Consider the following 12,049-nt stretch of genomic DNA (forward strand, 5'->3'; position numbering starts at 1 on the left):
CGTTGGTGGCGGTGTGGGCGGCCTCCCGGGCCGCGATGCTGGTGCTGCTCTGGGACGACTCCCTGGGGATCGGGGGCCTGGGGCGCGAGGTCCATGTGCTGTACCGGCACTGGTACGAGCAGCTCGCGGCGGGCTCGTACCCGGCGGGCGACGTCACCTGGCAGTACCCGCCGGGTGCCGGACTGGTGATCCTGGCCCCCGGGCTGCTGGCCCCGCTCGGCTACTACCGGGCGTTCGTCGGGCTCACCCTGCTGGCCGACGCGGCCGTGGCGTACGCGCTGGCGCGGGCCGACCGGAACGGCGGGCGGGGCGCCTGGCTGTGGGTCGGTGGGCTGCCGCTGCTGGCCCATCTGCCGCTGGCCCGCTACGACGTGGTGGTCACCGCGTTCGCCGTGCTCGCCCTGCTGGCGGTGCGGGCGCGGCGGCCGGGGCTCGGCGGGGCGCTCGCGGGGGTGGGCGCGCTGGTCAAGGTCTGGCCGGTTCTCGCCCTGATCGGCACCGACCGGGGCCCGGTGACCCGGCGCGCCTGGGCCTCGGCGGCGGCCGCGGCGGCGGGGCTGCTCGGCGTGCTGCTCCTGGTCTTCCCCAATCCCCTGGAGTTCCTGCGCCACCAGGGCGACCGGGGGGTGCAGATCGAGTCGCTGGGCGGCACGGCGCTGTCGCTGGCCCGGCTGGCCGGGTGGCCGGGGGCGGTCACCTACCGCTACGGGGCCTTCGAGCTGACCGGCCCGTATGTGTCGAGCGTGGCCCGGCTGGCGCTGCTGCTCACGGTGGCCGGATTCGGCTGGCTCCTGGCGTGGCGGCTGCGGGCCCGGCGGTGGGGGCCGGCCGTTCCGGCGGACGCCGCGCTCACCGCCGTCCTGCTGTTCACCGTGACCAGCCGGGTGATCAGCCCGCAGTACCTGATCTGGCTGCTGGGCCTCGCCGCCGTCTGCCTGACCCGCCGGGACACCGCGCTGCGCCCGGTCGCGCTGCTGCTGCTCCCGGCCGCCGCGCTGAGCACCCTGGCCTACCCGGTGCTCTACGAGAACGTGCTGGCGGTCGATCCGCTGGGGTGCGCGGTGATGGTGGCCCGCAACGCGCTGCTGATCGCCGCCACCCTCCTCGCCTGCCGCCGCCTCTGGCGCTCGACGACGGGCCCCTGAGGCGGCGAGCGGCCGGGGCCCGGTGCCGGGCGCGGTGCCGGGCGGGCGGGGCGCGCGGCTCCAGGCTCCTGGGCTCGCGACTCCGGGGCCCAGGGCTTCCCGGGGCAGGCTGCCGGACCGGGCGCGCGGCTCCCGGGCGCGGCGCCGGGCGCGCGGCTCCGGGTCTCGCGGCGGTCCGCCGGACGCGCGGCCCTTACGGGGCCCGAGGCAGGTGGCCGGACCGGGCGCGCGGCCCTACGAGACCGCGGGCCCGGCGGGCGGGGGCAGCAGCCGGTCGGCCAGCTCCTCGGCGTACTCCGGGGTGAGCGGGCCCGCGCCGAAGAGGACCCGGATGTACATCGGGGCCAGGATGTGGTCGACCACCTCCAGCATCCCGGGCGGCTCCTCACCGCGCTCGCGGGCCCGGTCGAGCATGCCCGTCAGCTGCCGGGCGCGCTCGGCCAGGAACGCGTCGCGCGCCCGGGCGCCCTCCTCGCCCGCCGCCGACAGGGCCATGACCAGGCGGACGACCGCGAGACCGTCGGGCCCGGTCACATCGCGGGCCACCTGGGCCGCGAAGGCGCGCAGATCCCCGCGCAGGCTCCCGGTGTCGGGGATGGGTGACTGGTCGGTGAGCCAGCTCATCACCACCTCCGTGAGCAGCGCCTCCAGGCTGCCCCACCGGCGGTAGACGCTGGTGTCGGCCACGCCCGCGCGGGCCGCCACCTCCCCGACGGTGACATTGCCGTACCCCCGCTCGGCCACCAGCTCGGTGACGGCCCGGTGCACCGCCGCCCGCACCCGGGCACTGCGGCCACCGGGCCGGCGCGCCGGCCGCTTCTCCACCAGGTCCCCGCCCGCCGCCACGGGTCCGCTCTCGCTCGCCCCCACTGCCGCAGGCCCCTCTTCCCTCACCATGACCCCACCTTAACGCAGCAAGTGATTGCGTTTACACGTCCGAGGGTTCTACAGTCGCACCAAACGCAGCCGTCAACTGCTTTAGGAGCCGAGGCAGCCATGAAACCCCTGTTCTTCCCCGACGACTCCCAGTTCTGGTTCGAGACCCTGCGGACCTTCGGGCACATCGCCTACGGCGGCGCCGACTTCGGGGAGACCGTGGTCACCGCCGAGCGGATCATCGCCGGCGACTACGACAGCTGGCACGACGAATGGCTGGCGACCGCCGACCGGGTGGCCGCCGAGGGACGCTCGGCGCTGGCCGGCGGGCACCCGGTCAGCGCCCGGGACGCCTTCCTCCGGGCGTCGAACTACTACCGGAGCGCCGAGTTCTTTCTGCACGGCGACCCCACGGACCCGCGCATCCACCACGCCTACGACGCCTCGGTCGCCTGCTTCCGGGAGGCCGCGGCGCTGTTCGCCCCGGCCGTCGAACCGGTCCGGATCCCCTACCGGGACACGACCCTGCCCGGCTATCTCTACCGGGCCGACGACTCCGGCGGGCCCCGGCCGACGGTGGTGATGTTCAACGGCTTCGACGGCAGCGCCGAGGAGATGCACTTCGGCGGGGCCGCCGCCGCCGTGGAGCGCGGCTACACCGTGCTGACCTTCGACGGCCCCGGCCAGCCCGGCACCCGCCACCACCAGGGCCTGACCTTCCGCCCCGACTGGGAGCACGTGGTCGGACCGGTGCTGGACCACGCCCGTACGCTCCCCGAGGTGGACCCGTTCCGGATCGCGCTGCTCGGCACCAGCATGGGCGGCCTGCTCGCCCCGCGCGCCGCCGCCTTCGACCACCGGATCGCCGCGCTCATCGCCCTGGACGGGGTCTACGACCTGGGCACCATCGCCACCGCCTCCGTCCCCGGGGACCGCGCCGAGGCCGAACGCCGGCTGCGCGCCGAGCACGACCCCGAGCTGGACGCCGCGATGGAGGCGGGCATGGCGGCCGACCCCATGGTCCGCTGGGCCGTCCAGCACGGCATGTACGTCCTGGGCGCCGCCACCCCGCGCGCCTTCGCCGCCGCCTATCTCGACTACCACCTGCGCGACGGCGTCGCCGAGCGGATCGCCTGCCCCACCCTGGTCTGCTCCGGCGCCGACGACGGCTTCTTCCGGGGCCAGCCCGAGCTGCTGTACGAGCACCTGACCTGTCCCCGGACGCTGCTGGAGTTCACCGCCGAGCAGGGGGCCGACGCCCACTGCCAGGCCGGCGCCCAGCGCCTCGCGTACGCCCGGATCTTCGACTGGCTGGACGACACCTTCGGCGTACGGGCCTGAGCCCCCCGGCCGGCCGGGCGCGCACCGGGACGGACGGGCACGGACGGCACCCGGCAGGGGTCGGCGGAGCCGTACGCGACCCCCGGAGCCGTACACGCTCCCCGGAGCCGTACACGCGAGAAGGGCGCCCCGCCGGTGTCGGCGGGGCGCCCTTCCGGGTGCCGTACGGCCTGTCGGCCGGGCTCGGTCAGCCGTGGGTGCGGAGCAGGGTGCGCATCGTCCGCATAGCGACCGAGAGGTTGGCCAGATCGAACGTGTCCGAGCCCTGGATCTCCTCCAGGGTGGTACGCGCCCGGGTCAGGATCGCCGCGTTCTTCTCCTCCCAGGCCCGGAACCGCTCCTCCGGCGAGGCGGTGTCGTCACCCGCCGCCAGCACGTCCGCGGTGAGCGCGGCGTGCGCGGCGTACAGGTCCTCGCGGATGGAGGCACGGGCCATCGACTGCCAGCGGTCGGAGCGCGGCAGCTCGATGATCCGGTCCATCAGCTGGGTGATGGAGAGCCGGTCGGCCAGGTCGTAGTAGACCTCGGCGACGGCCAGCGGGTCCTTGCCGGTCCGGTCCGCGATGGCCACGATGTCCAGCGTCGGGAAGGCCGAGGAGAAGCCGGCCACCCGCAGCGCCAGCTCCTCCGGGACGCCCGCCCCGGTCAGCTCGGCCACGATCGACTCGTACCACTTCTGGTCGGCGCCGCGCAGCAGCTGCGGGAGCTTCGACCAGACCTGCTCGACCCGCTCGGAGAAGAACTCGATCGTCTCCGCGAGCCGCACCGGCTGCGGCCGGTTGCCCAGCAGCCAGCGGGTGCCGCGCTCGACCAGCCGGCGGGAGTGCAGCCGGACGCGGGTCAGGACGTCGGCCGGGACCTTGTTGTCGAGCGCCTCCACGGCGTCCCAGACCTCACCGAGCCCGAAGATGGCGCGGGCCGCGGTCTGCGCCCGGACGATCTCCTCGATGGAGGCCCCGGTCTCCTCGCGCAACCGGTGCAGGAAGGTCGAACCGCCGGTGTTCACCGTGTCGTTGACCAGCACCGTGGTGATGATCTCGCGGCGCAGGGCGTGGGCGTCGATCTGCTCGGCGAACTCGGCCCGCAGCTTGGACGGGAAGTACGTGTGCAGCAGCCCGCGCAGATACGGGTCGTCCGGCAGGTCGGTGGAGATCAGCTCGTCCGCCACCGTGATCTTGGTGTAGGCGAGCAGCACCGCCAGCTCGGGCTGGCTGAGCCCCTTGCCGTTGGTCAGCAGCTCCCGGATCTGGCGGTCGTTGGGCAGGAACTCCAGCGCCCGGTCGAGCCGGCCCTCGCGGCCCAGCCGGCGCATGAACCGCTGGTGGGCGTGGAGCAGCGAGGGGGCCTGGACGACGGCGTTGGCCAGCGCCACGTTCTGCGCGTAGTTGTTGCGCAGCACCAGCGAGCCGACCTCGTCGGTCATCTCCGCGAGGATCTTGTTGCGCTGCTTGACGGTCATGTCGCCGTCCGCCACCAGGGCGTTGAGCAGGATCTTGATGTTCACCTCGTGGTCGGAGGTGTCCACCCCGGCGCTGTTGTCGATGGCGTCGGTGTTGACCTTGCCGCCGTGGCCCTCAGGGCCGCCCCGGCGGGCGAACTCGATCCGGCCGAGCTGGGTGAGGCCCAGGTTGCCGCCCTCGCCCACGACCTTGACGCGCAGCTGCTCGCCGTCCACCCGGATGGCGTCGTTGGCCTTGTCGCCCACGTCGGCGTGCGACTCGGTGGACGCCTTGACGTACGTACCGATGCCGCCGTTCCACAGCAGGTCGACCGGGGCCTGGAGGATGGCCTTCATCAGCTCGGCCGGGGTCAGCTTGGTGACCTTGTCCTCGATGCCGAGGGCCGCCCGGACCTGGGCGTTGACCGCGATGGACTTGGCGGTGCGCGGGTGGATGCCGCCGCCCGCCGAGAGCAGCGCGGTGTCGTAGTCGGCCCAGGAGCTGCGGGGCAGCTCGAAGAGCCGGCGGCGCTCGGCGTAGGAGGTGGCGCTGTCCGGGTTCGGGTCCAGGAAGATGTGCCGGTGGTCGAAGGCGGCCACCAGCCGGATGTGCTCGCTGAGCAGCATGCCGTTGCCGAAGACGTCGCCCGACATGTCACCGACGCCGACGACCGTGAAGTCCTCGGTCTGGGTGTCGTGGCCCAGCTCCCGGAAGTGCCGCTTCACCGACTCCCAGGCGCCCCGGGCGGTGATGCCCATGCCCTTGTGGTCGTAGCCGGCCGAGCCGCCGGAGGCGAAGGCGTCGCCCAGCCAGAAGCCGTAGGCGGTGGCGACCTCGTTGGCGATGTCGGAGAAGGTCGCGGTGCCCTTGTCGGCGGCGACGACCAGATAGGTGTCGTCCTCGTCGTGGCGCACCACGTCGGCGGGCGGCACGACCTCGCCCGCCACCAGGTTGTCGGTGATGTCGAGCAGCGCAGAGATGAACGTCCGGTAGCTGGCGATGCCCTCGGCCAGCCAGGCGTCCCGGTCGGCCGCCGGGTCCGGCAGCTGCTTGGCGACGAAGCCGCCCTTGGCGCCGACCGGCACGATGACGGTGTTCTTCACCATCTGCGCCTTGACCAGGCCCAGGATCTCGGTACGGAAGTCCTCGCGCCGGTCGGACCAGCGCAGACCGCCGCGCGCGACCTTGCCGAACCGCAGGTGGACGCCCTCGACCCGGGGCGAGTACACCCAGATCTCGAACGCCGGGCGGGGCGCCGGGAGGTCCGGGATGGCCTGCGGGTCGAACTTCATCGACACATAGCGGTGCGGGCTGCCGTCCTCGGCCTTCTGGAAGAAGTTGGTCCGCAGGGTCGCCTTGATGACGGTGAGGAAGGAGCGCAGGATGCGGTCCTCGTCGAGCGAGGCGACCTGGTCGAGCGCCCCGTCCAGCTCCTCCATGATGCCGTCGGTCAGCTCCCGGCCGGCCTTCTGCCGCTCCGGCGCCATCCGGGCCTCGAAGAGCGAGACCAGCAGCCGGGTGGTGTGGACGTTGTTGCGGAGGGTGTCCTCCATGTAGTCCTGGCTGAAGGTCGAACCCGCCTGGCGCAGGTACTTGGCGTAGGCGCGGAGCACCATCGCCTGCCGCCAGGTCAGCCCGGCGCTCAGCACCAGGGCATTGAAGCCGTCGTTCTCCGCGTCACCGGTCCAAGCGGCGGCGAAGGCGTCCTGGAAACGCTCCCGGGCGTCGTCGGCCAGATAGTCGCCGCTGCCGGCGACCGCGGGCATCCGCAGCCCGAAGTCGTAGATCCAGGCGTGGGTGCGGTCGGCGCAGCGCAGCTCGTACGGGCGCTCGTCCACGACCTCCACGCCGAGCCGGTTGAGCAGCGGCAGCACGGCCGAGAGCGAGACCTGCGCCCCGGTCTTGTAGATCTTGAACCGGCGCTCGCCGGGACCGGCGCCCACCGGCTCGTACAGCGAGAGCGCGAACTCCCGCTCGCCCTCGGTGAGCTGCTCCAGCTGGACCAGGTCCCCGACGGCGGCGCGCGGCGAGTGGTCCGCCTTGTACCCCTCGGGGAAGGCGTGCCCGTACCGGCGGGTCAGCTCGGCGGCGCGCTCCTCGCCCAGCTCGGCGTTGAGCGCCTGGTCGAAGCCGTCGGCCCAGGAGCGGGCGGCCTCCACCAGCCGGGCCTCGATCCGGTCGGTGTCGGCGTCGGTCAGCGTGGTCAGCTCGGTGCCCTGCGGGACGCGGACGACGAAGTGCAGCCGGGAGAGGATCGACTCGGTGTTCCAGGCGGTGAAGTCGACGCTGGTGCCGCCGAGCTCCTCCTTGAGGATGTCGATGATCCGCAGCCGCACCCCGGTGGTGTACCGGTCGCGCGGCAGGTAGACGAGGGCGGAGTAGTAGCGCCCGTACTCGTCCTGGCGGAGGTAGAGCCGGAGCCGGCGGCGCTCCTGGAGGTAGAGCACGCTGGTCGCGATGGAGCGCAGCTGGTCCACCGGCGTCTGGAACAGCTCGTCGCGCGGGTAGGTCTCCAGGATCTGGAGCAGGTCGCGGCCGTCGTGGCTGCTGGGCGAGAAGCCGGCGGAGTCCAGCACCTCGGCGACCTTGCGGCGGATCACCGGCACCCGGCGGACCGACTCGGTGTACGCGGCCGAGGAGAACAGGCCCAGGAAGCGCCGCTCGCCGACCACATTGCCCTCGGCGTCGAACTTCTTCACGCCGACGTAGTCCAGGTAGGACGGCCGGTGGACGGTGGCGCGGCTGTTGGCCTTGGTGAGGATCAGCAGCCGGTGCTCACGGGCCTTGGCGCGGGCGTCCTGAGGCAGCCGGTCGAAGGACGGCGAGACCGGGTGGGCCTCCTCGCCGCTGTGGTGCGGGTCGGAGCGGAGGATGCCGAGCCCGGTGCCGGGGCACGCCTTGAGGGCGTCGTCCTCGGTGAGCTCGTACTCGCGGTAGCCGAGGAAGGTGAAGTGGTCGGCGGCGAGCCAGCGGAGCAGCTCGCGGGCCTCCTCGACCTCGGTGCCGGGCAGGTCACCGGCGAGCGGCTCGGCGGGCAGCTCGTCCGCGATGCGCAGCGCGGAGTCGCGCATCTTGCCCCAGTCCTCGACCGTCTCCCGGACGTCCGAGAGGATCCGCAGCAGGTCGGCGGTGATCTGCTTGAGGTCGGCGCGGTCGGTCTCCCGGTCGATCTCGACATGGATCCACGACTCGGTGAGCGCGTCGTGCGGCAGGTCGTCCCGCTTCTTGGCGGCCTCGGCGGGCAGCACCTCGATGAGCTTGCCGGTCAGATCGCGGCGGACCACGACCAGCGGGTGCACCACGACATGGATGCCCCGGCCCTGGCGGGAGAGCTCGTTGGTGACGGAGTCCACGAGGAACGGCATGTCGTCCGTGACCACCTCGACCACCGAGTGGCTGCACGTCCAGCCGTTCTCCTCGACGGTCGGCGTGTGCACGCGCACATTGGCCGTGCCCTGCGGCCGGTTCCCGGCGAGCCGGTAGTGCGAGAGCGCGGCGCCGAAGACGTCCACGGGGTCGCGGTCGGCCAGGTCCTCGGGCGCGGTGTGCAGGTAGTAGTGCTGGAGGTAGCCGAGCACGGTGTCCCGGTCCGGGTGCTCCCCGTCCTCGGGCCCGGTCCGGAGTTGCCCCCCGACCGGGCTGTTCTCAGCTACCCGGGCAGCCCGTTCGAGCAGCTCGGCCTTGGCTTCGTCCAGCTTGGTCTGCATGTCCTCTGGCTCCTGTCGCGCGCCGTTGCGTGACGTAGGTGAAGAAGGGAGCACAACGCCACGACGCGGGGTATCCGGTCTGAGGCGACGTTATGCCGGAATGGGAGATGTCCGGGCCGTTATCGGCCACATACGGCCGCCGGGCCGGAGCGGAGAACTCAGCGCCCACCCGGCCGCCGTGGCGAACCGGGCGCATGCCGGGGGCCTCGCTGCCCCCACGGCGTATCGCGCTGATCACGGGTCCAGGCTATCGCCCTCCACCCCCGCCCCGTCATGGTCCACATGCGTACAAAAGCAGGGGGCGAAGTTTGACGCTTTGGACAGCGAATCCTGTGATTGATGGTGCAGTTCCGGCCATTTCTCTCGCACTTGCTCCCGCCAATCGCCGGTTTTGCCGGTTTCCTCCGCTCTCCGAGGGCCGCGCTTTCCCGCCATGCTCCGCACCCGCCCCTCCCGCCTCCGTGACGAGGGACACACCGGCCGCACCGTACGCACCCCCGCGCCGCACCCCCCGCCCACGCCGCCACCGGGACCACCGGGACCGCCGTTCGGGCCGGGGCCCACTGGGACCGCCGAGGCCGCCGGCCGGGTCGGGTGCGCCGGGACTGCCGGGGCCGCCGGTCGTGGCCCCGGTCGGCGCTCGCCCCGGGTCACCGTTCATGTCCCGGCCGCCGCCCGCGCCCGGGCCACCGGCCGAGCCGGGCCCGGCTCTCATGTCCCTCCGCCGACCGTGCCGGGGTGGCCGGTCGCGCTCCGGGTGTCCGGGCCGACGGCACCCGTACCGGGGTCACCGCTCACATCCCGGCCACCGACCGCGCCGGGAGCGACACCCATGGCACGGTCGCCGCTCCTGCCACGGCCGACGCCGCTCGTGCCGGTGCCATCGGTCATGCCCCGGCCGCGGTCCAGGGCGCGGTCACCGCCCGTGTCACGGCCGATGCCGCTCGTGCCCCCGTCGGCGTCGCTCCGGCCGGGGCCGCCTGCGCACTCACCGCTCGCGCCATGCCCTCCGCCGGCGCCGTGCACACCGCTCATGAACCCCGGCTACCCGGCCAGCTCCTCCGCCACCTCCACCGCATGGGTGAGCGTGTCCACCACCGGCACGCCGACCGCCTCCAGGCTGGCCCGGCTGTGCGATCCGCCCGTGTACAGGACCGCCTTGGCTCCCACGTGCGCGGCCGCCCGGGCGTCGTCCGCCGCGTCCCCGATGACGACCACCCGCTCCACGTCCACCACCCGGCCGAGCTCCCGCAGATGCCGCACCATGTGCTCCGCCTTGCCCTCGGTGGACGCGCCCGTCCGGCCGTCCACCCGGACGAAGTGCTCGGTTATGCCGTGCCGCCGCACGATCGGCACCAGGTGCTCGTGCGGGGCCAGCGACAGCAGCGACTGGGTGCGCCCGGCCGCCCGCCGCGCGGCCAGCAGCTCGGCCGCCCCCTCGGCCAGCGCACAGGCCTCGGCGCGCGACCAGTAGTGCCGGTGGAACGCCTCGTCCATGACCAGCCACTCGTCACCGGTCGGCAGCCGGCCCATCAGCCGCTCGTAGAAGAGCGGCACCGGCACGCAGTACAGCTCGCGGTAGCGCGCCAGGGTGATCGGGGCCATCCCCAGCTCCGCGAAGGCGGCATTGGTCGCCCCGATGACGGTGTCGATGTCGTCGAGCAGTGTCCCGTTCCAGTCCCAGACCAGATGCGCGTGGTGCTTCCCCATGCCCACGACGGTACCCCCGCCCACCGACAACGCTCCGTGACCGCCCGCCGACCTGGGGAGACCGGGGGTTGGGCCCCTGGTACGGGTGCGCCGCCGGGCTCCGGCGGCGGCCGGTCAGGCGATCAGGCCCGGGATCTCCTGCACACCGAACCAGAGCAGCTCGTGGTCCTCCGCCCCGTCCACCACGAACTGGGCGTCGTCGTCGCCCTGGTCGGCCGCGCCCAGGGCGTCCGCCGCGGCGGTCACGTCGGGCTCGGCGTCCGACGCGTCCGCGTGCACCGCCGCCGCCTTGGCCAGCGGCACCGCGTCCGCCAGCCGCACCTCGCCGACCGACGAGGCGTCGAGACCCGGGCCCGGATCGGCGGTGGCAGCCCGGTCCGGTACGTCGACCGCGACGACCACCCGGCGGCGCGCCGCGCCCGGGTCGCCCGCGATCAGCCGCAGCGAGGCGGCGGCCGCCCGGTTCAGCGCCGCGTACTCCAGCTCCTCGATGTCGTCCGAGACGTACCACTCGCGCAGTCCGGGCGTCACCGCGTAGGCGGTCAGCGGGCCGGGCCCCAGCTCGCCCGAGGCGTGCGCGCGGGCGAGACCGGCGAGGGTCAGAGGGAGGTAGACGCGCATGTCGGCCGCTTTCTCGGTGATCTCGGGACGCCCATCAGGATACGTGCGAGGTCCCCCTTCGGGGCGCCCCGCCCGCTCCGGCCGCCGTCCACCCGGCTCCGGCCGGCCGGCCCGGTGCCCCGGAACCGCGAGGCGGCCCTTACCCGGATAGGTGACCCGCCCGGTCGCTCCGCCGGCGGCGAGCGGCGCTTTGCCTCGCCGCCCTCCGGCCCCGTACAAGATCCCCGACCGAAGTTACCCCCCGGTAGAGCACCGGGACCGACGGAACGAGGGCACCCATGGCCGGCACGGTCCAGGCGACTGTCTCCCCCACCTCCCCGAGCCCCGCCCGGGGCCCGGTGGCCCGGCCCGGGTCCACCCGGCCCGGCGGACGGCGCGACCAGCGGCGCCCCGGCGGGGCCAGGCCGCCCCGCCGGCCGGTCCCGCCGCATGTGCTCTTCGCGGAACGGCTGATCGCCGTGCTGACCGGGGAGCGACCGGTGCACTGGATGCTCGGCCAGACCGTGGGCGCGGCGTACGAGCAGCTGGCCCGGCTCGCCCCCGCCGGACCGCCGGCCGCCCCGGGCGTCCGGCCGGTGCTGCGCCGCTGCGGCGCCGCCCCGCTGGGGCCGGACCTGGTGGAGGCGTACGCGAGCGTCACAGCGGGCGGACGGGTCCGGGCCATGGCCTTCCGCCTTGAGCGGGGCCCGGACCGCAGATGGCGCTGCTCCGCCGTAGACCTCGGCCCCGCCGGCTGGACCTGGTAGCCGCCCCGGGCACGTACCCGCTCCGCGCGGGGACGTACCGCCAGGACCGTGAACCCACCCGCCCGCGGCGAGGCCCGGCGGCTTCAGCGGCTGCCCCGCCCACCCCGGGACGTGCGGGGTGGGCGGGCGCCCCGCGCCTCCGGGACGTCGTACGTCACCGCCCGCGGCGGCCGTTACGCCTCCTCGCCCGGCGGCACGCGTCCCCTGGGCCGGGAAGCCCGAGAGGACGCGAGCCCGCGAACGGGCGCCGGGAGCCGCGCCCCGCCGTCGTACGGCCCCGGACGGACGCCTGGACGACTGCGCGCCGCCCCAGGCCGTACGGGCGCCCGACGGGCATACGGCCCTTCCGGTGTCGCGCAGACCCCCGGAGAACCGGGGCCCGCCACCGAGCGGGGCTGTTCCGGGACACGCGTGATCCGTCCCCGGGGCGTACGCGTCCCGGGCGAGAGCGCCCGGGACGGCCC

The 12,049-nt window shown here is 74.1% G+C and carries 7 protein-coding genes; 3 read left to right on the plus strand and 4 right to left on the minus strand.

The window, feature by feature from the left end:
* Positions 1 to 5: 5 nt before the first annotated feature.
* Positions 6 to 1,145 (plus strand): glycosyltransferase 87 family protein, encoded by a 1,140-nt coding sequence (locus tag NX801_RS10175; protein ID WP_428986113.1) that lies wholly within the window; start codon positions 6 to 8, stop codon positions 1,143 to 1,145.
* 234 nt (positions 1,146 to 1,379) lie between these two features.
* On the opposite strand, the gene NX801_RS10180 is transcribed toward NX801_RS10175, so the two are convergent.
* Positions 1,380 to 1,973, minus strand: a complete 594-nt coding sequence (locus NX801_RS10180) for a TetR/AcrR family transcriptional regulator (RefSeq protein ID WP_258787011.1) — start codon at positions 1,971 to 1,973, stop codon at positions 1,380 to 1,382.
* Between the two features lie 168 nt (positions 1,974 to 2,141).
* On the opposite strand from NX801_RS10180, the gene NX801_RS10185 reads away from it, so the two are divergent.
* The gene (locus NX801_RS10185) at positions 2,142 to 3,362 is read left to right on the plus strand and encodes an alpha/beta hydrolase family protein (protein ID WP_258786972.1); all 1,221 of its coding nucleotides are present in this window, start codon (positions 2,142 to 2,144) and stop codon (positions 3,360 to 3,362) included.
* Positions 3,363 to 3,549: 187 nt separating this feature from the next.
* On the opposite strand, the gene NX801_RS10190 is transcribed toward NX801_RS10185, so the two are convergent.
* From NX801_RS10190 to NX801_RS10200, 3 genes are all read right to left on the minus strand, one after another.
* Positions 3,550 to 8,508 carry an NAD-glutamate dehydrogenase gene (locus NX801_RS10190; RefSeq protein WP_258786973.1) on the minus strand — a complete coding sequence of 1,653 codons (4,959 nt, stop codon included), beginning with the start codon at positions 8,506 to 8,508 and terminating at the stop codon, positions 3,550 to 3,552.
* A 1,044-nt stretch (positions 8,509 to 9,552) separates the two neighbouring features.
* Positions 9,553 to 10,218, minus strand: coding sequence for an HAD family hydrolase (locus tag NX801_RS10195; protein ID WP_258786974.1), 666 nt, complete (start codon positions 10,216 to 10,218; stop codon positions 9,553 to 9,555).
* 114 nt (positions 10,219 to 10,332) lie between these two features.
* Positions 10,333 to 10,839 carry a DUF6912 family protein gene (locus NX801_RS10200; RefSeq protein WP_258786975.1) on the minus strand — a complete coding sequence of 169 codons (507 nt, stop codon included), beginning with the start codon at positions 10,837 to 10,839 and terminating at the stop codon, positions 10,333 to 10,335.
* A 278-nt stretch (positions 10,840 to 11,117) separates the two neighbouring features.
* On the opposite strand from NX801_RS10200, the gene NX801_RS10205 reads away from it, so the two are divergent.
* Positions 11,118 to 11,585, plus strand: a complete 468-nt coding sequence (locus NX801_RS10205; protein ID WP_258786976.1) for an Rv3235 family protein — start codon at positions 11,118 to 11,120, stop codon at positions 11,583 to 11,585.
* Positions 11,586 to 12,049 lie beyond the last annotated feature (464 nt).

Origin of the sequence: Streptomyces pyxinae (assembly GCF_024756275.1) — a bacterium.
Classification (GTDB): domain Bacteria; phylum Actinomycetota; class Actinomycetes; order Streptomycetales; family Streptomycetaceae; genus Streptomyces; species Streptomyces pyxinae.